Origin of the sequence: Clostridioides sp. ZZV14-6009 (assembly GCF_020658095.1) — a bacterium.
Lineage (GTDB): Bacteria > Bacillota > Clostridia > Peptostreptococcales > Peptostreptococcaceae > Clostridioides.
In genome coordinates, this window is the sequence record NZ_JAGWDG010000005.1 from 213,418 (window position 1) to 239,083 (window position 25,666).

The 25,666-nt window shown below is 29.9% G+C and carries 25 protein-coding genes and 6 tRNA genes; all 31 read right to left on the minus strand.

Annotated features, from left to right (window positions below; all coding sequences use genetic code 11):
• Position 1: 1 nt before the first annotated feature.
• On the minus strand, positions 2-262 hold the full coding sequence (gene spoIIID / locus KGF36_RS09530) for a sporulation transcriptional regulator SpoIIID (RefSeq protein WP_044212029.1): 261 nt from the start codon (positions 260-262) through the stop codon (positions 2-4).
• Between the two features lie 97 nt (positions 263-359).
• Positions 360-1,028 (minus strand): M23 family metallopeptidase, encoded by a 669-nt coding sequence (locus KGF36_RS09535; RefSeq protein WP_227434544.1) that lies wholly within the window; start codon positions 1,026-1,028, stop codon positions 360-362.
• Between the two features lie 65 nt (positions 1,029-1,093).
• Positions 1,094-2,158, minus strand: coding sequence for a stage II sporulation protein D (gene spoIID, locus KGF36_RS09540; protein ID WP_227827881.1), 1,065 nt, complete (start codon positions 2,156-2,158; stop codon positions 1,094-1,096).
• Between the two features lie 86 nt (positions 2,159-2,244).
• Positions 2,245-3,498, minus strand: a complete 1,254-nt coding sequence (murA, locus tag KGF36_RS09545) for a UDP-N-acetylglucosamine 1-carboxyvinyltransferase (protein ID WP_227827882.1) — start codon at positions 3,496-3,498, stop codon at positions 2,245-2,247.
• Between the two features lie 20 nt (positions 3,499-3,518).
• Positions 3,519-4,256 (minus strand): YwmB family TATA-box binding protein, encoded by a 738-nt coding sequence (locus KGF36_RS09550; protein ID WP_227827883.1) that lies wholly within the window; start codon positions 4,254-4,256, stop codon positions 3,519-3,521.
• Positions 4,257-4,341: 85 nt separating this feature from the next.
• On the minus strand, positions 4,342-5,211 hold the full coding sequence (locus tag KGF36_RS09555) for a 4Fe-4S binding protein (RefSeq protein ID WP_227827884.1): 870 nt from the start codon (positions 5,209-5,211) through the stop codon (positions 4,342-4,344).
• A gap of 185 nt (positions 5,212-5,396) precedes the next feature.
• Positions 5,397-6,182 carry a rhodanese-like domain-containing protein gene (locus KGF36_RS09560; protein WP_227827885.1) on the minus strand — a complete coding sequence of 262 codons (786 nt, stop codon included), beginning with the start codon at positions 6,180-6,182 and terminating at the stop codon, positions 5,397-5,399.
• A 42-nt stretch (positions 6,183-6,224) separates the two neighbouring features.
• A complete protein-coding gene (locus tag KGF36_RS09565; RefSeq protein ID WP_227827886.1) occupies positions 6,225-6,965 on the minus strand; it encodes a rhodanese-like domain-containing protein in 741 nt (246 codons plus the stop codon).
• A gap of 135 nt (positions 6,966-7,100) precedes the next feature.
• Positions 7,101-8,138 carry an ABC transporter ATP-binding protein gene (locus KGF36_RS09570; RefSeq protein WP_227827887.1) on the minus strand — a complete coding sequence of 346 codons (1,038 nt, stop codon included), beginning with the start codon at positions 8,136-8,138 and terminating at the stop codon, positions 7,101-7,103.
• Positions 8,139-8,158: 20 nt separating this feature from the next.
• A complete protein-coding gene (locus KGF36_RS09575; RefSeq protein WP_227827888.1) occupies positions 8,159-8,953 on the minus strand; it encodes an ABC transporter permease subunit in 795 nt (264 codons plus the stop codon).
• 8 nt (positions 8,954-8,961) lie between these two features.
• Complete coding sequence (locus tag KGF36_RS09580) at positions 8,962-9,837, minus strand: ABC transporter permease subunit (protein ID WP_227827889.1); 876 nt, start codon at positions 9,835-9,837, stop codon at positions 8,962-8,964.
• A complete protein-coding gene (locus KGF36_RS09585; protein ID WP_227827890.1) occupies positions 9,827-11,044 on the minus strand; it encodes an ABC transporter substrate-binding protein in 1,218 nt (405 codons plus the stop codon). Before KGF36_RS09585 ends, KGF36_RS09580 begins: the two co-directional genes overlap by 11 nt.
• A 23-nt stretch (positions 11,045-11,067) precedes the next feature.
• A complete protein-coding gene (locus KGF36_RS09590) occupies positions 11,068-11,664 on the minus strand; it encodes a CDP-alcohol phosphatidyltransferase family protein (protein ID WP_227827891.1) in 597 nt (198 codons plus the stop codon).
• A gap of 28 nt (positions 11,665-11,692) precedes the next feature.
• Positions 11,693-12,850: a (Fe-S)-binding protein gene (locus tag KGF36_RS20475; protein WP_413926883.1), complete on the minus strand. Its 1,158-nt coding sequence runs from the start codon at positions 12,848-12,850 to the stop codon at positions 11,693-11,695.
• Between the two features lie 105 nt (positions 12,851-12,955).
• Positions 12,956-14,788: a glutamine--fructose-6-phosphate transaminase (isomerizing) gene (glmS, locus tag KGF36_RS09600; protein ID WP_227827892.1), complete on the minus strand. Its 1,833-nt coding sequence runs from the start codon at positions 14,786-14,788 to the stop codon at positions 12,956-12,958.
• Positions 14,789-15,055: 267 nt separating this feature from the next.
• Positions 15,056-16,402 (minus strand): phosphoglucosamine mutase, encoded by a 1,347-nt coding sequence (gene glmM, locus KGF36_RS09605; protein ID WP_227854695.1) that lies wholly within the window; start codon positions 16,400-16,402, stop codon positions 15,056-15,058.
• 170 nt (positions 16,403-16,572) lie between these two features.
• The gene (locus KGF36_RS09610; protein ID WP_227827894.1) at positions 16,573-17,130 is read right to left on the minus strand and encodes a 2-oxoacid:acceptor oxidoreductase family protein; all 558 of its coding nucleotides are present in this window, start codon (positions 17,128-17,130) and stop codon (positions 16,573-16,575) included.
• Positions 17,131-17,883: a thiamine pyrophosphate-dependent enzyme gene (locus KGF36_RS09615; protein WP_227827895.1), complete on the minus strand. Its 753-nt coding sequence runs from the start codon at positions 17,881-17,883 to the stop codon at positions 17,131-17,133. It lies immediately after the preceding gene.
• Complete coding sequence (locus KGF36_RS09620; protein WP_227434529.1) at positions 17,883-18,962, minus strand: 3-methyl-2-oxobutanoate dehydrogenase subunit VorB; 1,080 nt, start codon at positions 18,960-18,962, stop codon at positions 17,883-17,885. Before KGF36_RS09620 ends, KGF36_RS09615 begins: the two co-directional genes overlap by 1 nt.
• A gap of 29 nt (positions 18,963-18,991) precedes the next feature.
• Entirely contained in the window at positions 18,992-19,207 is a 216-nt protein-coding gene (locus KGF36_RS09625) for a 4Fe-4S binding protein (RefSeq protein ID WP_227434528.1), read from the minus strand.
• 42 nt (positions 19,208-19,249) lie between these two features.
• The gene (locus tag KGF36_RS09630; protein ID WP_227827896.1) at positions 19,250-19,927 is read right to left on the minus strand and encodes an ATP-binding protein; all 678 of its coding nucleotides are present in this window, start codon (positions 19,925-19,927) and stop codon (positions 19,250-19,252) included.
• Positions 19,917-20,996, minus strand: a complete 1,080-nt coding sequence (buk, locus tag KGF36_RS09635) for a butyrate kinase (protein WP_227827897.1) — start codon at positions 20,994-20,996, stop codon at positions 19,917-19,919. Before buk ends, KGF36_RS09630 begins: the two co-directional genes overlap by 11 nt.
• A 21-nt stretch (positions 20,997-21,017) precedes the next feature.
• Entirely contained in the window at positions 21,018-21,920 is a 903-nt protein-coding gene (ptb, locus tag KGF36_RS09640; RefSeq protein ID WP_227434525.1) for a phosphate butyryltransferase, read from the minus strand.
• Positions 21,921-22,223: 303 nt separating this feature from the next.
• Positions 22,224-23,408 carry a CdaR family protein gene (locus tag KGF36_RS09645; protein ID WP_227827898.1) on the minus strand — a complete coding sequence of 395 codons (1,185 nt, stop codon included), beginning with the start codon at positions 23,406-23,408 and terminating at the stop codon, positions 22,224-22,226.
• Positions 23,405-24,244, minus strand: a complete 840-nt coding sequence (gene cdaA / locus KGF36_RS09650; RefSeq protein WP_227434523.1) for a diadenylate cyclase CdaA — start codon at positions 24,242-24,244, stop codon at positions 23,405-23,407. Before cdaA ends, KGF36_RS09645 begins: the two co-directional genes overlap by 4 nt.
• A 922-nt stretch (positions 24,245-25,166) precedes the next feature.
• A tRNA-Arg gene (locus KGF36_RS09655) sits at positions 25,167-25,240 on the minus strand.
• A 9-nt stretch (positions 25,241-25,249) separates the two neighbouring features.
• Positions 25,250-25,324 (minus strand) — tRNA-Gly (locus KGF36_RS09660).
• A gap of 10 nt (positions 25,325-25,334) precedes the next feature.
• A tRNA-Asp gene (locus KGF36_RS09665) sits at positions 25,335-25,411 on the minus strand.
• Positions 25,412-25,416: 5 nt separating this feature from the next.
• Positions 25,417-25,492: transfer RNA gene (locus KGF36_RS09670), tRNA-Val, on the minus strand.
• A 7-nt stretch (positions 25,493-25,499) separates the two neighbouring features.
• Positions 25,500-25,573: transfer RNA gene (locus tag KGF36_RS09675), tRNA-Gly, on the minus strand.
• Between the two features lie 17 nt (positions 25,574-25,590).
• A tRNA-Glu gene (locus tag KGF36_RS09680) sits at positions 25,591-25,665 on the minus strand.
• Between the last annotated feature and the right edge of the window lies 1 nt (position 25,666).

Here is a 25,666-nt window from a genome sequence, read left to right on the forward strand (position 1 = left end):
CCTACATTTTTTTATGTTCCTTCTCATACTTTAATTTCGTTGCTAATCCCCCTCTAATATGTCTCTCTGATTTATTTTTGTCTAGCACACTTTTAACTTCTTTGGCAAGGGATGGATTTATTTCCTTCAATCTTTCTGTAACATCCTTGTGAATTGTACTTTTACTTACTCCAAATGTCTTGGCTGTTTGTCTTACTGTAGTGTTTTTTTCAAGTATATATTTTGCTACCACTATGGCTCTTTCCTCTATATGAGATCTCAAAGATTACCCCCCTCACATAATAGCTTTAATGATATATATGTAAAAACACCAAAAAATATAACAAGCTTAACCAAATATGATTAAACTTGTTATGCTTTTACTTAATTAGACTCATTGGGTCTATAGATTTTTCTCCATTATATGCTTCTAAATGCACATGTATACCTTCTTCACTTTCTATCTGAGAAGTACTTCCTACAGTACCTAGTGATTGTCCTTCTGTTACTTTCTGATTCTTCTTAACACTAACATTTTCATCTAGATTTGAATATACTACTACAGTATTATTGTCGCTTTTTATTTTTACTGATTTTCCATATTCTTCATCATCAAATACATCTACTACCATTCCGTTTAATAGAGATTTTATTTCTTTACCTTTAGTACAACTAACATCTATACCTTTATGAGTTTCCCAAACATCCAATGTTTTAGAATAACTAGGTTCTTTTTCTGAATACTCTCTTATTATCTTATCACCAATGTAATTTAATTTTGTTGTACTTGACTTATTTTCTTCTTTTGCCTTAGCTTTTTCTAAGTTTTGTTTTGAATCTGTCGCAGTAGGGATAGCATCTTTCTTATCTTTTTCAATTAAATGTATTTCCTCTTCGCTATCTTTATTAGATTTTTCTATCATGCCTTTATTAGAAGCTAATTTATCTACATTATTATTTGTAAACCAAACTCCACCTACTGCTAATAAACAAACACATACAAATAAAGATAAATAAAAACCATCTTTTTCTAACAGTTTTTTCTTCATTTCGCACCTCCAAATATATTTCTACATTTGGATTATTGACGTGTTTTTGGTATTTTATACAATTATTAGTATATATCTTTTATTTTTGTATCAGTATAGTAATGTGATAATATATCATAGTATTTATAGCCTTCTTCTGCCATACCTTCAGCTCCCCATTGGCTCATACCAACACCATGACCATATCCTTTTACTACAAAGTCTATGTATCCTTCTCCAAATTTTATATCAAAGTTTGCAGAATTCAAGTTAAAAACAGTTCTTACATCTTTACCTGTTACTTCTTTGTTTCCTAATTTTATTTTTTCTACAGTTCCACCATCGCTTCTTTTAGTTATTGCAACTTGTTTACTCAAATTATTCACATCTATTACAATACTACTATAAGACTTTCTAAGACTCTTGACAAAATCTGTATTGCTTATTTTAAGTGTTGATGCAAATTTTGGAGAATACTTATCATATGGGCTTTCTACAGATTTTAAATAAGGATATTTTGATGCAAATACTTCTTCACTATTCTCTGTTTTCCCTGAAGAGGTAGAGAAATAAAGAGGAAGTATAGCCTTATCATTATAAGTTATTATCTGCCCCTTAGTACCTTTAACTGCGTTTTGAATTTTAGAATACTTATTTTTAATCCATTCTTCGCCATTCAACTTTTTAAGAGTAGCATAACTCTTGTACTCTTGACAGTGTTTGTAATCAGTACATACCACTGCATTTTTATGTTTACTTGATTTCCCATGTTCTTGCTTATATACTACATACGTTCTAGCTGCTACAGCTTGGGCTTTTAAAGCCTCTATATCAAAATCCGAGGACATTTCACCAGCTAGTACTCCACATAGATAGTTTTCCATGTCCATTTTTTCAACTTTACTTGATATGTGATTATAGACATTTATAACTGGTGTTTTTTTGTCTACAGTTTCATAGTTTACTACCTTTTTCTCTTCTTTCTTACTTTCATCTTTAATATCATTTTTTTTAATGGCTTTGTTTATAGATACTACTTTCTCTGGTTTTTCAGTTAGTTCCACATTTTTGTAAGAAACTAAAGTTATCAATGAAGGGACTAACACAGAGCAAGTTACAAATCCTAACAAAACAACCAATGGGTTCTTCATATACTCTCCTCCTTAGCTTTTAAAACCTTGTATTTAAGTATATGAACAACCCTATCAATTTATAACTTACTTATCTAAACCAATTATTAATCTTCTACTATTTTGATTTGACCACCTAATGCTGTTATCTTTTTATCTATATCAACATAACCTCTTTGAATATGGTATATTTCTCCTATTTGAGTTTCTCCTTCTGCTATAAGACCGCATAAAATAAGCGCTGCTCCTGCTCTTAAATCAGTAGCATTTACTGCTGCACCATGTAATTCATCTACTCCATTAACAACCGCACTTCTTCCATCTATTTTTATATTAGCACCCATTCTATTGAATTCAGCAACATGCATAAATCTATTTTCAAAAACAGTTTCTATAACTACACCAGTTCCATTAGCTACAGTAAGCATAGCCATAAACTGAGCTTGCACATCTGTAGGAAACCCTGGATGTGGTAAAGTCTTTATGTCTATTGGCTTTAATACCTTTGGACCTACTACTCTAACAGAATTGTCCATCTCTGTAATTTCACAACCTGCTTCTCTTAATTTAGCTACAACTGGCTTTAAATGCTCCATTAAAACATTTTCAACTGTTATGTCACCTTTTGTCATAGCTGCTGCAACCATATAAGTTGCTGCTTCTATTCTGTCTGGAATTACATTATGTTCTGCTCCTTTTAACTCCTTAACACCTTTTATCTTTATAGTGTTAGTACCTGCACCTTTAACATCTGCTCCCATTTCATTTAAGAAATTAGCTAAGTCAACTATTTCTGGTTCTTCTGCTGCATTTTCTATTATTGTAGTTCCTTCTGCTAAAGAAGCTGCCATCATTATATTTTCAGTAGCTCCAACAGATGGGAAATCTAAATACAATTTATTTCCTACTAATTTTTCTGTTGCAGCTTCAACAAAACCATGGTCCATTTCTATTTTTGCACCTAAAGCTTTAAATCCTTTTAAATGTAAATCTATAGGTCTCGTTCCTATAGCACATCCTCCTGGCATAGAAATTTTTGTACTATTAAATCTAGCAAGTAATGGTCCCATAACCAAAAAAGAAGCTCTCATCTTTCTTACAAGCTCATATGGAGCTTCACAAGTTTTTATATTACTTGCATCAACAGTAAGTATATTTTCTTTATATTCAACTTCTGCTCCTACATGTCTCAATAAATCTGATATAACATGAACATCTCTCAAATTTGGGACTCCATTTAAAGTTGATTTCCCGTTCGCTAATAAAGTTGCTGCTATTATTGGTAAAACTGCATTTTTTGCACCATCTATTTTAACACTACCTTTAAGTGGATTACTCTTTTTTACTATTATCTTAGCCATATTTTCTGATCTCCTCATAATTAATAATCTAATTTTATAATTGGTGTGGCAATATATATGAGTGTTTTTCCATCGTCCTCATTATATTTAATTCCTATATTTAAATTGATTTTTTCCCCTAAATATTCTAAATCATCATCATTTAATACTTTACTATATGCTGTCATAGATAAAAAGTTTACGTCTTTCACTTTATCTATTTGCTTAGCACTCATATTATATAATATTTTTTGTAAAATATCATCATATTTGTGGTTTTGTAACCTTTTTGTGTATTCTCCAACAACACAAGCAGATACATCTACTTGAGATGAATATTTATTTAACACATTTTCTACACTACTATAAATATCCTCTTTATGTTTATATACTTTGTTGTCCAATATGTCAACTATTATGTAGCTTTCTTTATTATTTTTATTTATTCCTTTTATAGAAATTTCTTTATCGCTATCTTTTATAGTAGCACATAATTGTATTTTATCGCCATACCCTTTTTCATTCCAATTTATTCCTTTTTCATCTAGCTTTAGATTGTTAATTATTTCTAGAAAAATATTATGTAATTCTTTATTTGATAAATTATAATTTATAACAGAATTAATTTTCATATTATAATATTTAAAATCAGCTTCTGAAGTTTCAAGAGCACTAATTAGTTTATTATATCTAGTATTTATGCTTGTATCCGCATAAGATATTGTCATGCCTATAGCCATTAACATAAAAAAACTTACAACTAATTTTATTATCTTCATAATAAAAATCCCCCTTAAATTTGTTTTTCTCTATAACAGAATTATTAACAAATTTAAGAGAGATATACTTCATCATTATGTATTTTTATGCATTTTGTAATTTTATATTCAATAAATGTTTTTCAAACTCTTCAATTCCAATTCTCTCTAATACTTTACTTATTCTTTCTCCTGGACTTGCTAATTGTTTATATGTATAAAATACATCTTGCACTAATTCTTCTATATTATCTTCTGTATACAAATTACTAAGTCTATCTCCAAATCTATAGCCTCTTCCCATTCTACCACCAAGATAAACAGCTAGTCCTTTTTTATCAACTTCCATAGCTCCAAATGGACATGCTTGAGCACACTTTCCACAATTTACACATTCTTCTTTATTCCACACTAATTTCTTATCTTCCATATAAACTGCTTTTTGTCTACAGGATGATGTACACAACCCACAATTTTTACATTTCTCTTCATTAAATTTTACATATACTTGACCTACTATACCCATATCATTAGTATTCGCCTTTGCACAGTTATTTGGACATCCAACTAATGTAATTTTAGTTTTAGATGGTAAATCATATCCAAAATATGAATCATGTAACTTTCCACATAATTCTTGTGTATCATATATTCCATGTTGGCATACAGTACCCTTACATGCGACTAATGGTCTTACTTTTTTACCCGTACCACCATGCTTTAACCCTACAGCTTTTAAATCTTCCTTCATTAAATCTATATCTTCATACTTTATCCATGGTATTTCAACAGCTAATCTAGTAGTAACACCTAAATAACCTCTACCATATTTTTCAGATAGCTTTGATAAGTTGATAAGTTGTTCTGCTGTAAAGTTTCCAGCTCTACTCAATATTCTTATTGAGAAATACCCTTCTTGGCTTTGAGCTAATATACCTTCAGCTTTTAACCTTGCTTTTTCAGCTTTACTAATCATATTTCACACCTCATAATATATAAATTTCTAATTCTATATTGCTAATAATATGTTTAAATAAGTGTACATCTATATAAGCATATTCTAACTATGTTTATATTTTAAAACATAACAAAGGTATATTCAACTTAATAAACTGAATATACCTTCATTTTAAACAATTATATTGTATTTTTTACAAAATTCTATTTTAAATCTCCTATTTCAATTGGATTTGAATCATCAAGACTCCATCCCATCCATCCATCACTATAGAGAGAAGTATTTTCAAATCCCATAGCATTTGCATATGTTAATACCTCTGCAGCACGCCATCCACTGCCACACATAAATGCAAGTTGTTTATTAGTATCTATATTTTCTTTATCCCACATTTCCAAGATCTCATATTGATTTCTCATTGTGTTATCTATATTACGGTACTCTTCTAGTGATACACTGTCACTACCTGCATAACCATATAAGGCTCCTGGTATACGCCCTTTTTTATCACAATAGCTATATCCAGATATTTTACCTATATGTTCATCCCAAGAACGATTGTCCACTAACGTAAATTTATTTTTATCTCTTAGCTTTTGCTTTAATTCTGGTATACTAACAATTAGTTGTGGATTAGCTGGTATATTTGCCCAAAAAGTAGTACATGAACTCTTTGGATTGCTAGTTAACTCCAACTCATATCCTTCTGATAACCATGAGTTTATTCCGCCATTCAAAACTCTTACATCTCTTACTCCTATATATCGTAATATAATAGCAATTCTATAAGAAGCCATAGATGCACTACTTGAAACTATCACAGTATCATCTTTTGTAAATCCATAGTCTAAAGCAAATTTGGCCAAATTATCATCATTAGTAAGCATCCATGTTGGAGGAGGTTCTATAATATCAGTATTTATATGAACACTTGTAGGTATATGCCCTTTTGCATAAGATTCTTTTTCTTCTCTGAATTTCTTTGACATAATTTGTACTCCGATTTCTAAGCAATCTTTTATTATTTTAATCTATTTAACTAAATCAAAATCATATTCATCTACACCATCAATTGAATTATATACTTTTGTAAATCCATTCTCTGAAAGTATTTTAGCTGCTTGTCCACTTCTATTTCCAGTTCTACAGTATAAGATTATATCCTTATTTTTATCAAGTTCTCCCATTTTCTTTTCTGTGTCTTCTAATGGTATATTGATAGCTTCTTTTAAATGTCCAGTTTCAAATTCCTTTGCCTTTCTAGCATCTATCACTATAGCATCTTTATTTTCGCTTATTAACTTTAACATTTCAGGCGCAGTTATATCATTATATGTAACTAGTCCATAATCAAAATCTTTTACACCTTCTGCATTATAAACATCTTTAAATCCATTTTTTATTAATATTTCAGCCGCTTTTGCACTTTTTTTACCTGAGTTACAATACACTAATATAGTTTTATCCTTATATCCTTCTAAATCACTTAATTTACCTTCTAAATCATCCACTGATATATTTATACCATTTATAATATGACCTTTAGCATAGTCGTCTGCACCTCTTACATCTAATATCAATAACTCTTTATTTTTCTTCATCATTTTTACAGCCTCTTCTCCTGTGGCTTCTTTATAACTAGTCTTATCTTGACTTTGAGAAGATTCTTTTGGTTTTTCTGATTCTTTAGAATCACAACCAACTACACTCCCTAATGTTAATACTAAAGTTAAACCAATAGCTAAAACTTTAAATCTTTTACTAAATTTCATAAAATTACCCTCCAAATATTAAAAATATTCCCTTTTTTGATATAAAATCTTATTTTATTATAGTATTCGAATTCATTATAACAAAATTAAAATATATTTGATACTTATTTACTTGATTACAGTTATAGTTTTTTTCTATAATTCAATAGGAAAGAATAGAATTTTTCTTTGTTCTATAAATACATTTACCTTTTCATTTATTTCATATAAATTATTGTTACTACTAGCTTTTAATACAGTTCCGTCAATATCTACATCATAGTAAATTTTATCTCCTGCATATCTCTTTCTTAATATAATCCCTTCTCTTCCTACATCATTATTAATCGCTTTTAGGATTATACTTTCTTTTGGTATCATTAATTCTACATTATCTATATTTATATTTTTATATTTATCTAATTTAATAGAAATTATATCATTTACAAATTCTCCGTTTCTTATATTTCCTATTAAATAATTTTTTTCTCCAAATATATTTGCAACTTCTTTACTTTTGGGATTTTCATAAAGGTTATCTGGCGTGTCGAATTGTTTAACCTCACCATTTAACATAACTGCTATTCTATCACTCATCATCAATGCTTCTTCTTTGTCATGTGTTACTAATACCGTTGTTATCTTTAGATGTTTTTGTAATCCTAATACAAATTCTCTCATTTCATTGCGTAAATTAATATCTAAATTTGAAAATGGCTCATCTAATAACAGTACCTTTGGATTTATTGCTAAAGACCTTGCTATTGCAACACGTTGTTGTTGTCCTCCTGAGAGTTCGTTTGGATATTTATTTTCATATCCTTTTAGCTTAACTAAATTTATAAGCTCATTTACTTTACTTTGTCTTATATTCTTGTTTATTTTTTTCATTTTAAGACCAAATTCTATATTTTCATATAAAGTCATATGTGGAAATAGTAAATAATCTTGAAAAACTATCACAGTATCTCTTTTTCCTATAGGTATATCTAATACTGATTCATTATTTAAAAGTATATCTCCGTAATCAGGATGTAGAATACCAGCAATTAATTTTAGAGTAGTACTTTTTCCACAACCTGATGGGCCTAAAAGAGAAACTATTTCTCCTTCTTTTATATCCAAATTCATATTGTTTAAAACTTTTATTTTGTTAAAACTCTTACATAAATTTATAAGTTTAACTGATGACAATTGTTACACCTCCAATCGTACTAAAATAGCCTTGTATTTTGAATATGTTTATATTTCTTTTTTACATTGTATTCTATTATTATCAAGATAAATAAACTTATTATTAAAAAAACCATACTATACAAAGATGCTATTGTCCTGTCTCCACTTTGTATATATGGAAACATAATCATTGGATAGGTTATGACACTACCTCCACCTATAAGAAGAGTCAAAAAATATTGACTAAATGATATTATGAAAGACATACTTGATGCACCCAATATCCCTGGTAAAATCAAAGGGAAAGTCACATATCTAAATGTATTAAATCTACTTGCTCCAAGTACTCTCGCTTGTATTTCTAAATTATCACCTATTAATTTATAAACATCTGTTATTATTCGAACTGAATATGGTATGCATGGAAGTATATTTATAATAATTACTCCCAAAGTATTATTGGCTAGACCTATTCTTATAAATGCTATATGTATGCCCATAGCAACAGATATTAGTGGAATTATAATTGGAGACAATATCAGTAACTCACAAAACCTTTTTCCTTTAAAGTTATATAATGCTAATGCTTTGGATGCTGGTATGCTTAATAAAATAGTGACTAAGACTACAGTTATTGATATTATAATACTTCTCAAAATAATATTCAGATTACTTATATCTAAAATATATCTAAATCCTCTTAATGAAAATTCATTAGGTAAAAAATTTGGAAATGGCCATGTATTTACAACTCCCCATATTGCCAATAATATTATAGGAGTTATAATAACTACAAACAGGATATTAAGAATTATATTAAATTTTTTACTCATAGATACTCCTATACATTATATTTTGATATTTTATTAAAAAATCTATCATAAATTATTAATAGTATAAAACTTATTCCAGATAATAAAACATTGATACACATTGAGATTGGTCTTTGCATTAAATCTGAGCTAGCATAACTCAGATATGCTTGAACTGGTAATGCTTTTGGAGTTGATGCTCCTATTAAAAAAGGAACTTCAAAAGAACCAAACGAAAAGGCAAAAATTATTATAAATGAAGAAATTATTGTGGGCATAGCAAGTGGCAACACTATATATCTAAAAGTTTGAAGTTTACTTGCACCTAAATTTATAGATACCTGTTGTAGATTATCATTTATATTTTTCAGTATATTATAAACCATTAGTGTTATATATGGTATTCCTTTCCACAGATAAACTAAAATTATCCCTATTCCGTTTTTATCAGAAACCATTGGTATAAATTCAGATGAATCCTTTATTATATTGAAAAAGTAAAATACTCTTGAAATTATACCTGTTTGAGAAAATATTATAAATACCAACAATACAACTATTATATGTGGAACTACTAGTGGAATATTTAGAATCATATATCTAACTTTAGAAAATCTATTTTGAGACATTATGTATGCTAAAAGTATACCTATAATAACAGCTAAAATCGATGACACTAAAGAAATCTTCAAACTAAAGATAAGAGATTCTAAAAAATTAGAATCTCTAAAAATTTCTCTATAATAACTTAATGTAATTTGCTCAAGACCAATCTGAGGAAAAAATCCTAGACTTTGCGAGATGCAATTTATAATTCCTACACCCATTATAAGTATCAAGATGATAGATACAGGTGCTATTAATAAATATGGAATTATTTTATCATTAATTATTTTACTTTTCACTTTCTAGTACCTCTTGAGTCCATATTTTTTCTATTATTGGAACTATTCCTGCTTTTAATTCTGGAACTGAATTTTTTAATACTATAGTTTCACTAAATTTCTTAACATCTTCACTTGGAATCTTTTTCATATCTAAAACAGATGTATCTCCCCAATTTTTAGTTTCTGTCTTAGAGGATTGTGCATCTATACTCATCAAGAAATCTATTAACGCTATTGCACCTTCTTTATTTTGAGAATTATCTGGTATAGCAACAAAGTGTGTGTTACTTATATTTCCTTTTTCAAATTCTATTGCTTTTGTAGATTTGCTAAACGCTCCATTTTCTATTCTTCCTAATAATACATTTGGAGCATAAGTCATTGTAAAATAAGTTTCATTATCTGAATACATATTGTCTAACTGGGAAGATGTCGCAGGATAAGTTTTACCTTTATTCCATAAGTATGGTTTTATTTCTTTAAGATAATCCATAGCTGGTTGTATGGCTTGTTTTACTTTAGCTTCATCTTCTGGTAAATTTTTTACTTTATCATATCCTACTACATCATATATTATATTTCTAACAAATGCACTTCCTGTAAAATCTGGTGGAGCTGGATAAGTAAATTTTCCAGGATTAGATACAATTGCTTCTTTTAGTGTTTCTGCATCAGTTATTTTTGTATTAATCTTAGATGTATCTGTTACAACTGCAAATTGAGATTTACCCCAAGGAGCTTCCATCCCCTCTACCTTCACTCCGAAATCTGTAGTAATATCTTCAGAAGATGAATCAACATACTTTTCATAATTAGAAAGTTTCTCTACAAAAGGTCCAAATAGCAATTTATTCTCTTTTGCTGTTTTAAAGTTTTCTCCATTTATCCAAACCACATCTATAGTACCCTTAGCACTTCCAGCTTGTTTTTCTGACAATAGTTTATTAAGAATGTTTTCTATATCCATTCCTACTCTTTTTAAAGTTATCTCATAGTCTTCTTTCATCTTTGGAATTACATAACTATCAAACCATTTATTCATTACTTCATTTCCACCATATCCATAAAAGTTAACTGTTGTACCTTTTGCAGATTTTAAAATCTCTTCATTGCTACTTTCTAATATGTCTTTTTGAGGCTCTTCTTTTTTATCGTTATTTGAGCACCCTGCCAATCCAAATATAAGTCCTAAACATAATAGTATTGTTAATATCCTTTTTTTCATTTTTTCCCCTCTCGAAAATTAATTTATAATATTTTTTTTGCTTCTAATAGTCTTTGAACTGCTGTAAATAAAACTACTATAGAAAATAGATTTGCTATCATCCCAATATAACTTTGAAATAAAATCATCAAAGTAAAAAGTATAAATCCCTCACTCCTTTCAGCTACGCCAGCTTGATAATAAAATGATTTCATACCTTTTTTATCAGTTAAAGCACCAACAGTTAAAAATATAGTCATTGACATAAGAATACTACTTAAAAGAATCATTAGATTTAATCTTACATCAATCATCTTCAAACCAAATACTAAAATCATACTTATTTCTACTATTCTATCAAAAGTAATATCCATTAATGTTCCAAATAAGGATGTTTTATTACTACTTCTAGCCATATCACCATCTACAGCATCTAGGTATCCTGAAACCCATAATGTAATTATTGCTAGCACTTTCATATCGAGATATATAAATAAAGATGTAGATATTCCAACTATAAGCGCTATTATTGTTACGTTATTTGGGGTTAATTTAAGTTTTAAAAAGAACTCTGCTCCTTTGCTTATAAATGGCTCTACATATTTTCTTGCATGTGTATCTAACATATCATTTCCTTTCATTAGCTTATATACTTTTTATGTGCATTTATTAAGTTTCTATATTCATCTTCTTTGCTAATGCTATTCCTTTATACCTTGTGCTCCATTTTTTAATAGATGATGTTTTTTTCTGGGTTAATTTATTTTTGTTTATAACATCAACATCAAAAATAAAATCTAATACATGTAGTGCTTTTTTATCTGCCATTAACATAGACTCACAACAAGATTGACAGTATGAGATTACATAATCTGTTTTTTTATTATTTGCTCTACTTTTGGTCTGGTTTATAGCAACTTCATTATTAGTAACCCTTACCATACCTCCAGAGCCACAACATTCTGTGTTTTCTCTATTTTTTTCAAATTCAATTATTTTTATTCCCATAAAACCCAGTATATCTCTGACTGACTCATGTATATTATTCTCATTTCTTATAGGGCATGGGTCATGCAATAAAAATTCCTGATTTAAATCATCATAATGATTTTTTAGATTTTCTGGAAGCCCATATTCTTTTATCACCTCCCATATTGAAATCACTTTTATATCACTATTATTTCTTATAGTATTAAAACAATTTGGACAAGCTACGATTACCTCATCTATATCATTTTCTCTAAATAGCTTGTCTATTTTAGAATAATATTCATCAAATTTATTTGTATCTCCCATAGCTAAAGTTGGCTTGCCACAACATTCAAAAGCTAAGGATATATTTTCTATATGATTTTCTAAATATTTATATGTTTCTAATACTAAGTCATTACTATAGCTAGAAAGGCTACATCCTGGGAAAAAAATCTTTTTAGTGTTTTTTTTAATAAATTGTTTTGAGAATAATGGAGAGAAACTATTAGTTTGATGAAATTTTATTGTTCTATATCCTATATCATTTAATTCTTTTTGATTATCATGGAATATTTCTTTCCTTACATCAAAAAATATTTCTTTTAAATCTATATCTTTTGGACACTCTACCTTGCATATTCCACATAACATACAGGAATATGGCATATTTTTATTTATTGATTTATTTTGTAAAATATCTATCATAAGTTCTCTTGGTGAGTCTCCAAATTCTTTCATCATAGGGCATACTTTAAAACATTTTTTGCAATTTATACAATCATCGTTATTTTTTTCGATTTTTTTTAATGTCTCTAGTTTTAGCTTTACTTCTTTTATACAAATACACCTCCAGATTGATTAATAGTTTTTTTCTATAATAAAAAACTCATTCTATAAAATTATAACAAATAGAATGAGTTTTTTCTAATAGATATTATCTATGCAATTTTTAATATATTTTTATTCAACTGTTACTGATTTAGCTAAGTTTCTTGGCTTATCTACATCGCAACCTCTTAGTACAGAAACATGATAAGCAAGTAATTGCATTGGTACAACTGCTAATATTGGTGATAAAATATCATCTGAGTTTGGTATATATATTATTTTTTCAGCAGCTTTTTCAACGTCTTTATTATGACTTTGAGCAATTGCTACGACATAAGCTCCTCTTGCTCTTACTTCTTCCATATTAGAAACCATTTTTTCAAATAATTTTTCTTGAGTAGCTATAGCAATTACAGGAGTTCCTTTTTCTATTAATGCTATTGTTCCATGTTTTAATTCTCCTGCTGCAAAAGCTTCTGCATGTATATATGATATTTCTTTTAATTTCAATGAACCTTCCATTGCTAAACTATAATCTATACCTCTTCCTAAATAGAAAGCATGGTCAGAGCTAACAACTGTTTTAGCAACTTCTTTTATATATTCCTCATTGTCTAATATTTCTTGTATTTTTGATGGTATTTCTTTCATCTTAGAAATCATACTATCATAAAATTCTCTAGTTATTGTTCCTTTTTTAATAGCAAAATCTAAAGCTATCATATATAAAGAAGTTATTTGAGTTGTATATGCCTTAGTTGATGCAACTGCTACTTCAGGTCCTGCCCAAGTATAGAAAACATCATCTGATTCTCTTGCTATAGATGAACCTACAACATTAGTTATTGAAAGTATTCTTGCTCCTTTAGCTTTTGAATCTCTTAATACTGCTAAAGTGTCTGCTGTTTCACCAGATTGGCTAACTAATATTACTAATGAGTTTTCATCTACAAATGGGTCACTATATCTAAATTCTGATGCTATATCAGTTATTACTGGTATATTTACAAATTTTTCTATAGCATACTTACCAAGTAATCCAGCATTATATGCTGTTCCACAAGCTACTATATAAACTTTATTTATTTTATCTAAATCTTCTTTAGAAATATTTATACTATCTAAAATTATATTTCCATTATCATCAAGTCTTCTTTCTAGAGTCTCTCTAACTCCTGTTGGTTGCTCATGTATTTCTTTTGACATAAAGTAATCATATCCACCTTTAGATGCAGCTTCTACATCCCATGTTACATGGAATACTTCTTTTTCTACAAGATTTCTATTAGAATCATAAATTGTTACATTTTCATCTTTTAGGTGAACTATCTCTCCATTGTCTAAGAAATAAACATCTCTAGTATATTTTAATAAAGCAGGTATATCTGATGCTATAAAGTTTTCGCCTTCACCCACACCGACTACAAGAGGACTATCTTTTCTTACTGCAACTAATTCATTTCCATGATCTTTACATATAACACCTAATGCATAAGCTCCTCTTAATTTTGATATAGTTTTATATACAGCGTCTAACAAGTTACCTTCATAGTATTTATCTACTAAATGTGCTATTACTTCTGTATCTGTTTGAGATTCAAATTTAACACCTTCAGAAATTAATTCTTCTTTGATTTCCATATAATTTTCTATTATCCCATTATGAACAACTGCTATTGTTTTAGCTTGATTAAAATGAGGATGTGAGTTTACATCAGATGGTTCTCCATGAGTTGCCCATCTTGTATGTCCTATTCCCAAATTTCCATCAATAGGATTTTTTTCTAAATCTTCTGCAAGCACAGAAAGTCTACCTTTAAACTTTCTAATATTAAGTTCATCACAATTAGAACCATTAACTGCTACTCCTGCTGAGTCATAACCTCTGTACTCTAACTTAGAAAGCCCCTCTACGATAACTTCTGCTGCCTTTCTACTTCCTAAATATCCAACTATTCCACACATTATTTGTGTCCTCCTAAAAATATTATTTATATATTTTAAGAGTTAGGTCATATAAGTTTACTTTGGCTTCCCTTTGTCCATAGGATTACTCCTATTATTTAAAGAAGTCTTTCGATGGTAAACACACCGCAGAGCATCCGCCGACAATTCGATTAACTCTGACCTCGTCAACTTAGTTCCAATAATACTTAATTCTTGTGTCTATAACTAAGTTCTGGCGCTTAGAAAGGTGTCCTCAGGGTTTATATCTGAGAATACCCTTATAAATTACGATAATTTTTCTTGTATAAGATTAGCTAAATTTGTTGCTAATTCTTTTATTTGACCTTCCTCTTTACCCTCTAACATAACTCTAACCAATGGTTCAGTTCCTGATGGTCTTATTAAGACTCTACCATTTCCATCTAAAATAGATTCTATTCTTTCTATTTCAGTTTTTATTTCTGGATATTCCATATATTTGGTTTTATTTTCATTTTTTATTGTTGCATTCACTAATACTTGTGGATATTGACTCATTATTGATGCAAGTTCTGATAAAGGTTTCTTTTCTTGCAGTATTATATTTGCAAGTATTAAAGAACTAAGAACTCCATCTCCTGTAGTATTGTAATCTAAGAATATCATATGTCCAGATTGCTCTCCACCAAGATTATATCCATTTTTAACCATATCTTCTAAAACATATCTATCTCCAACTGCTGTAGTAGATAATTTTATTCCATTTTCTTTTGCAGCTATTGTTAATCCTATATTACTCATAACTGTAACTACTAAAGTATCTTGTGCTAATTTATTATTTTTCTTTAAATTTAAAGCACTCAATATCATTATATGGTCTCCATCAACAATTTGACCCTCTTCATTTACTGCAATTAATCTATCAGCATCTCCATCATATGCAAGACCTAAGTCAGCATTATGTTCCAAAACAGCCTTTTGAAGTTGTTCTGGATGTGTAGAGCCACATTTATAATTTATATTGTTTCCATCTGGTGAACTATTTATTGAAATTACACTTGCTCCTAATTCATCAAATACTATTGGTGCTACTTTATACGATGCACCATTAGCACAGTCCAAAACCACCTTTAATCCTCTAAAATCAGTGTTAATTATTGATTTTAAATAATCTACATAGTCTCTTTGTGCATAATGCTCATGTAATCTTCGTCCTACATTTTCACCAACTGGCATACAATCTACTTTATCTATATCATCTATATATTCTTCTATCTTTAACTCTATTTCATCATCCAATTTATATCCATTTTTATTAAAGAATTTAATTCCATTATATTCAACAGGATTATGAGATGCAGATATAACCACACCACAATCAGCACCATATTTTCTAGTTAAATATGCAACTGCAGGGGTTGGTATTATTCCAACAGTAATAACATCACATCCAACAGACATAAGACCTGCTATTAAAGATGCCTCCAACATATCTCCAGATATTCTAGTATCTTTACCTACTACTACTTTTACTCTATGGTCTCCTTGAGCTAAAACAAATCCACCAGCTCTACCAAGTCTATATGCTAAATCACATTTTAATTCTGTATTTGCTATGCCTCTAACTCCATCTGTTCCAAAATACTTTCTCACTAAATATTCTCCTTTCATAATTGAAAAGCTTGTAATTTGTATTATATTTTTATAATTCATAAAATACTATTATATTCTTAATTTCAGTCATAAAAATATTTTAATACTTCTCAGCAAAAAAGACAATAGAAATAATTCTATTGTCTTTTTTTTGACATCTTTTTTCTTTATTAGTTAGTTGCTCCACAACATGCAGAATCCATACCTTTTTGTAAAGCTTCTCTGTTTAATGGAACAAATTTTTCTTTTCTAGGTCCAAAAACTTTTTTAAATGCTTCTAATACAGATTCTATATCCACTGTATCAGCTACTTTTAAGTAAGCTCCTAGCATTATCATATTAGCAACTTTATCATTACCTAATTCAACAGCTAATTCATTTGCTGGGATATAATAAACATCTACATCTGTTCTTTCAACTTTTTCTTTTATTAAAGAACTGTTTACTATTATTTTTCCACCAGGTACAACATCGTCTTTAAATTTTTCAAATGCTGGTATATTTAATAATATAGCTGCAGTTGCATCATCTGTTATAAGTGGAGAACCAACAGGTTCACTAGATACAGTTACTGCACAGTTTGCTGTACCTCCACGCATTTCTGGTCCATAAGATGGTAACCAAGAAACTTCTTTTCCTTCTAACATTCCTGCATAAGTAAGTAATTGTCCCATAGACATAACACCTTGGCCTCCGAAGCCTGCACATATTACTCTAGCTGTAGACATTTACTTCACCTCCTCAACTTCAACATTTTTGAAATTTCCTAATGGATAGTATGGTATCATATTGTCTCTTAACCATTGTAAAGCATCATTTGGAGCTAGTCCCCAGTTTGTAGGACAAGTAGATAATACTTCTACTATTCCAAATCCTAATCCTGCTTGTTGAACTTGGAATGCTTTCTTTATAGCTTTTTTAGCTTGTCTAACATGAGCTGGAGTATCAACTGCTACTCTTTCTACGAATACAGCTCCTGTTAATGTAGCTAACATTTCACTTACTCTTATTGGATAACCTTGAGTTTCAGCATTTCTTCCTGATTGAGCAGTAGTAGCTCTTTGTCCAACTAATGTAGTTGGAGCCATTTGTCCACCAGTCATACCATATGTTGTATTGTTTACAAATATAGTAGTTATTTTTTCTCCTCTAGCAGCTGCATGAACTATTTCAGCAGTACCGATTGAAGCTAAGTCTCCATCACCTTGATAAGTGAATACTGTGTTTTCAGGATGAACTCTTTTTATTCCTGTAGCAGCAGCTGGTGCTCTACCATGAGCTGCTTCTTGAGTATCACAGTTAAAATATTTATATCCTAAAACTGAACATCCAACTGGAACAACACCTACAGCATCACCTAATACTCCTAATTCTTCTAATACTTCACCAACTAATCTATGGATTATACCATGTGTACATCCTGGACAGTAGTGAGTTTGAGTATCTTGTAACCCTTGAGTTTTTTTAAATACAACAGCCATTATCTAGCACCTCCTGCAACCAATTCTCCGGCAATAATTTTTTTAGCTTTTTCAACTATTTCTGCTGGTGTTGGAGTCATTCCTCCTGGTCTTCCATGGAAGTAAACTGGTAATTTACCTTCTACTGCCATTTTTACATCTTCCACCATTTGTCCCATACTCATTTCAACAGTTAATATGTTTCTAGCACTAGGGATTTGGTCAAATGCTTCAAATGGGAATGGCCATAATACTTTAGGTCTTATAAGACCTGCTTTTATTCCTTCTTCTCTTAATATATCAATTGCACTTTTCACTATTCTTGAAGTAGTTCCATAAGCTGCAAATATAAATTCAGCGTCTTCTGTTTTGTACATTTCATATTGTACTTCATTTTTTTCCATTTCATTGAATTTAGCTTCTAAGTGCCAACAGTGATCTTCTAATACTTCTGGCTCTAAGTATAAAGAGTTTATTACATTAGGTACTCTTTTTCCTTTAGTTCCAACAGTTGCCCAATCTTTAGGAGGCAATTCTCTCTTCTTTTCAGGAGCTTTGAATTCAACTGGCTCCATCATTTGACCTATCATACCATCTGCAACTACCATAACAGGTGATCTGTAGTAATCTGCAACATCAAAAGCTTCCATTATCATATCAACAGCTTCTTGAACTGTAGCTGGTGCGAATACTGGAGTTCTGTAGTCTCCGTTTCCTCCACCTCTTGTAGACATAAAGTAGTCAGCTTGTGAAGGTTGTATACTTCCAAGTCCTGGACCACCTCTCATTACGTTAAGTACAACACAAGGAACTTCTGCTCCTACTGCATATGTTATACCTTCTTGTTTTAAAGCAACGCCTGGTGAAGATGAAGAAGTCATAACTCTTGCTCCTGCACCTGCTCCACCATAAACCATGTTTATCGCAGAAACTTCTGATTCAGCTTGAACGAACGCTCCACCTATTTTAGGTAACTCTCTTGATAAATATTCTGGTAATTCACTTTGTGGAGTTATTGGGTAACCGAAGAAATATTTGCAACCAGCTTCTATAGCTGCTTTTCCAAATGCTTCGTTACCTTTCATAAGTATCTTAGCCATTAAAATTCCCCCTTAAATATTAATTTAAATTAATCTCTTTCTACTGTTATAACTACATCTGGACACATAGTTGCACAACTTGCACATCCTATGCATTTTTCCATTTCAGAAACAGTTGCTGGGTTATACCCTTTTTTGTTTATTGTGTTTGAGTCTAATTGTATGATTTTTACTGGACATGCTTCAACACATAATCCACAACCTTTACAACGTTCTTGATTAAAAGATACTTTTCCTTTAGCCATTTACCTAAGCCTCCTTAAACTTTCTATATATTTGAGCTCAAACTACATCCAGTCTTCTCTCATATATAATTTTATCGGAAAAATTTCTCCCTCTAAATCTTTTGGTAATTGTTCAACAAGATTTTCTAAGCATGCAACATATCTTATTGGTATATTACATTCCTTAGAAACTTCTTCTGCAACTTTTTGACCTCTTAAAACATCATCAATAGTAGTAAACCTAATAAGATGAGTATTATTAATTAGACCTGTTACCTTTAGTTTAGAAGATTTCTCTATTTCCTTTATATATTGGATAACTTCTTCAGAAGTTTGAGTTTTCTCCCTATTTGCATTTATTACAAAAAGCATGTCATAGTCGCCTTCTTTTAATAAATGACTAAATCTTCCTATAACTCTAGCACCTACATTATCTCCACCTAAGTCTATAACAGAATTGTATGAATGGTCAACCATAGGTGACATTACTTCTGCTGATACTGCTGGTAAATCTAATGTTGGAGCATTAATTGAACTATCTATTGGTTGTATACCTAAAGATTTCATTAGCTCTTTCTTTTCTCTAGTTCTAAAGTATACATTTACCACATCCAAATCGGCTATAGCAACTTTGCCAGAAACCATCTCTCTTAATTTAACAACATAGTTCATCGCAAATTCACTTTTACCACTTCCATAGTGACCTGTTATGATTCTTATTCTTTTATCATTAGTTATCATAAACTTGAGCCTCTTCTTCACCAGTTAAAACTCTAAGTCCACCTTGAGCTAATGCAATCATTTCATCTTCACCTGGATAAACTTTTACATCTGCTATAAATTTAACTCCATCTGCAATCATATCTGTAAACATTTTTGAATATGCGATTCCACCAGTTAATAATATTGCTTTTACATCTCCCTTAAGAACTGCAGCATTAGCTCCTATTTCTTTAGAGATTTGATATGCCATAGCTTCATATACTAATTTAGCTTTTTCATCACCAGCTTCAATTCTTTCTTCAACTTCTCTAGCATCATTAGTATTTAAGTATGCAACTAATCCACCATTACCTTTTATTTTCTTTTTAATTTCATCTTGAGTATATTCTCCACTGAAGCACATTTTTACTAATGCTCCTACTGGTAATCCACCACTTCTTTCTGGAGAGAAAGGTCCTTCTCCATCTAATGCGTTTGCAACATCTACTATTCTACCATTTTTATGAGCTCCAACAGAAACTCCTCCACCCATATGTGCAACTATAAGATTTATATCTTCATATTTTGTGTTTATCTCTTTAGCATATCTTCTTGCTATTGCCTTTTGATTTAAAGCATGTACTACACTTGCTCTACTTATTTCAGGCATACCAGAAATTCTAGCAACCTCTTCTAGTTCGTCCACAACAACTGGGTCTACTATGTATGAAGGAACATTAACTTCATCACCTATTTGTTTTGCTATTATACCACCTAAATTTGAAGCATGTTCTCCTAAAACTCCTACTTTTAAATCTTCTATCATAATGTCACTTACTGAGTAAGTTCCACCTTTTATAGGCTTAAGAAGACCACCTCTACCTACTACAGCATCTAAGTCAGATGTTTTTACTCCACCTTCTTTTAATGCTTCTTCTATTACTTGTTTACGAAATTCAAATTGGTCTGAAACTTTCTCATATTTTCCTATTTCTTCAGAAGAGTGTCTTAGTGTTTTTTCAAATACTAAATCCTCATTATCAAATACAGCTATTTTAGTTGATGTCGAACCAGGATTTATTGTTAAGATTTTAAATATTTTGCTCATTTGCCTATTTCCCCCTTAAATTTAAGCCTTTGCTGCCATTAAAACGCCCAAAGCTATTGAGTTTAGTTTAGTTTCTTCACTATCTGCTCTAGAAGTTAATATTATTGGTGCTTTAGCTCCAACTATAACTCCTGCATTTTTTGATTTTGAGAAAAATACTAAAGCTTTATATAATATATTACCACCTTCGATGTCTGGAGCCAATAATATATCAGCTCTTCCTGCTACAGGATGATCTATACCTTTATGTTTAGCTGCTTCTAAAGACACTGCATTATCTATTGCAAAAGGTCCACCAACCATACAACCTTTGATTTCTCCTCTTTCATACATTTCTTCAAGTTCTTTAGCTTCAACTGTATCTTTCATTTTTGGATTTACTTTTTCTTTTGCGCATATTGCAGCAACTTTTGGTTCACTTATATCTAATGAATGTGCTACTGTGCAAGCATTTTCTATGATTTGCTTTTTAGTATTTGTATCAGGAGCTAAGTTCATAGCTGCATCAGTTACGAAAAATAATCTGTCATACCCCTCTACATCAAATACTGCTACGTGGCTTAATACATTACCAGTTCTAAGACCTACTTCTTTGTTTAAAACTGCTTTTAGTATTATTGATGTGTCTACTAAGCCTTTCATTACCATATCGGCTTTTCCTTGTGAAACTAATTCAACAGATTTTAGAGATGCTTCTGCTAAATCTTTTATATCTATTACTTCATAATTTTCGATATCCATGTCTATGCTTTTTGCAATTTCTTTAGTCTTCTCTATATCACCTATTAAAATGGCATTTGCTATTTTTTCTTTTCTAGCCATTTCAACTGCCATTAAAACTTCTTTATCTTGACAACATGCTACTGATATAGTTTTAGGTCCTCTTTCCTTTGCAAACTTAATTACTTCTTCAAAACTTCTCATGCATTTCCACCTCATCTTGAATTTTTTGAAATAGAACTTTTATATCTCAATTAAATTATAACTCGTTCAGCAACGTTTTCCTAGGGATAATTGAAATATTTAATTCAAAAATATTTATTTAAATCTATTTATCAGTCTTTTTTCATATATCTAACACTTTTTAGATTTAACAAATATCTCATTGTCCTTATTTTATAATATAACTAAAATAAACAAGATGCAACAAAAACATAAAATTAACAAACTTAATTTTATAGATTTTTTTGTCGCATCTTGTAACAACTAAATATTCAAAATATTTGTTCATTCCACTTCAACAATATTAGGTTCTATATTTATTTTTTTAAATTGATATGTTGTTTCATATTTTATTTTATATTTACCATTTTCAGCAGGTGCTTCTGATAAATCGATATATAACGAAATATCTTTTTTATTTAGCTTACTTAAATCTTCTGCTGACTCTACAACAACTTGAATATCTCCAGTAGAAATTATACTTGGATTGTCCATATTTGCTGGAATATTTCTTAACATAATATCTTCTGGACTATATACAAACTCAGCGCTTAATTGTTTTGTTTCATTTAGCTTTATAGTTATAGAGGTATCATCAATAGTTATTCCTTCTGGAATCTCTAGACTCACTTCTTTTTCTTCTCCATTAGCTAAATCAACTAAATCAATAGGTTTTGTCTTAATATAATTTATTTTGTCTATATTTTCTTTTTTACCTTTTATTGTAACTTCATCTTTACTTAATTTATAATTTTTCAATGTATTATTATCTTGATTATTATCCTTTAAATCTACTCTTATTGGTACAGTTTTTTCTTTTAATAATTCTACACTTGCTGTTACAGAACTTGAACTTAATGTCACACCTTCAACCTTAGTTCCATCACTATTTAAAGGTATTAAATCCAATTTTTTAGAGAAATCTTCTGTCTCATTGCCGACATTTAGATTAGCTCTTACACTTTTAACTTCTTTAACTAAACTCATCGGACCCGATATATCGACATAATTTTTACTTAATTCAATATTATCTATATTTCTTTTTGAATTCCCACTTACTTCTACCTTTATATCTCTTTTTTCTTTTATATTTTTCTCAAGATTTACTATTAAAACGTCATGCTTAAATTCTAAAGTAACACCTTGAGGAATATTTGCTTTTAAATATACTTCCTTCTTACCTTGTATTGGGTCTTCAACAGTTCCATATACATGTATATCCTCTTTTTTAACTTTTTGTACCTTTGATAAACTACCTTTTATATACACATCTGCTGTTAATTTTTCGTCTGGATATATAACAAGATTTTTATCATTTAAATCACTCATATTACTTATAGATACAGGTATATCTTCAAACCCTCTAGTTTCTTCAGGGTCAACTACAGCCATAACATACATCCATAAAGCAATTGCACTTAAAAATGATATTATTTTTATTTTGGTATTATTTTTTAGTCTATTTATCATTTAAATATACCACCTTTGAAAAAACTTCTTGTTTCTGTATTCGTTTTTAGATTACTACGTAATATATTCATCATTCTTTCTCTAGAAATATCTCTATATAACTTACCAGCTTTAGCAATTGATACGCCTCCAGTTTCCTCTGATACAATCAGCGTTATACAGTCAGAGACTTCACTTACACCTATTCCAGCTCTATGTCTAGTACCTAAATCTTTGCTTAAATCCTTACTCTCTGTTAACGGCAAGAAACATGCAGCCGCCTTTACCTTAGAGTCCCTAATTACAACAGCTCCATCATGTAATGGTGTATTTGGTATAAATATATTTATCAATAATTGCCTAGAAATTTCGGCATCAATTATAGTTCCTGTATTTATTATATCACTTATTCTGGTTTCTCTCTCCATTATGATAAGAGCTCCTATTTTTTGTCTAGAAAGTGAATATAAAGCTTCTACAATCTCTTCTATAGTTCTATTAAGAGTTTCTTCTGAAGTATTTACATTTTTTCCAAATAAATTAAACTTCGCTCTTCCTATATGTTCAAGCCCTGCTCTAAATTCTGGCTGAAAAATTATAAGAGCTGCTATAACTCCGTAATCCAGCGCCTTAAGAGATATCCAATAAACGGTATGCAATTTAAAAGTGTTACTAAGTTGAGTTGCTAGCAAAAGAAATATTATACCTTTAAATACTTGTTCTGCTCTTGTGTCTTTTATAAACATAAATATTTTGTAAAAAATATATGCTACTATGGATATGTCAATTAAATCATATATACTCATTCTTAATATTATATTAAAAAATTCATTTAAAAAAGAATTTATATCTAACACAGTTTTATCCTCCTGTTCGATAACTTCTTAATTATTTACACTATGTATTATACTATATAAATCTAACTCTATACAAACTATTTAACTTTTGTGTAAATAATTCTATTTTTATAGATTGAGATTGTTAAATAATCTCTAAATACATTAAAAACATTGCTAATCAAATATATATTTTCTATTAAAGTTAAATCTAGTTTAAATAATTCAAATCATCAAGGCGCGAATACAAAATAGTACTCGCGCCTTGATGCAATTTTATACTATAAAATCTATTTCAAAATACATATTATCTTTCAATATATTTTCACTACAATAAATTTAATAATCTATTTATTAATTATATAAAATTGTAACATTATTTTTATTAATATTATATTAGTAATATTATTTTTATATTATACCAATAATTTCCTTTATAAATAATTTATATCAACTTCTATTAATATCTTATTATGTATCTTTTCTAGAAATTATCTTTTATAATTAAAATAATTAAAACAGCTTATCTATTTTCAAAGTCATACATATATTACTTATAAATATAACAATTCATTTAATACAATCTACAAACACCATATTATCAAGTATTTAGAATATCTAGTATTTCATAATATATTTCATCGTTCTTTTTCAGTATAAGAAATTAATTTATGAATTTAAATAGTATTCTAATGTCTCAGTACTATAAAGTATACAGTATAATGTATATGAGCCTATTTACTAATAATTAAGTCTATGCAATAAATCTTTCTATAAACTTCTTGTAGACTATTATACATTACCATTAATATGATTACAATATTAATGAATATAATGTAACTCTTATATAATTATAAAGAAAAAGACACAGGTGACATGCATGTATCCTGTGTCTTTTTAAACAATATAAAAGTTTACTATAAATATAGTAAACTTTTCTTAATGAGCGCACAGGGATTCGAACCCCGGACACACGCCTTAGAAGGGCGTTGCTCTATCCAGCTGAGCTATGCACCCAAATTATTATGGAGCGGGAAACGAGATTCGAACTCGCGACTTCAACCTTGGCAAGGTTGCGCTCTACCACTGAACTATTCCCGCTTATTTAATTTGGCGACCTGGAAGGGGTTCGAACCCTCGACCTCCAGCGTGACAGGCTGGCATTCTAACCAACTGAACTACCAGGCCGCAAATGGTGGGACCAGCAGGGCTCGAACCTGCGACCCCCTGCTTGTAAGGCAGGTGCTCTCCCAGCTGAGCTATGATCCCATTTTTTTGGAGCGGGTGAAGGGGATCGAACCCTCACAGCTGGCTTGGAAGGCCAGAACTCTACCATTGAGCTACACCCGCTTATTTAATTGTTTTTTTGGTGACTCGTAGGGGAATTGAACCCCTGTTACCGCCGTGAAAGGGCGGTGTCTTAACCTCTTGACCAACGAGCCA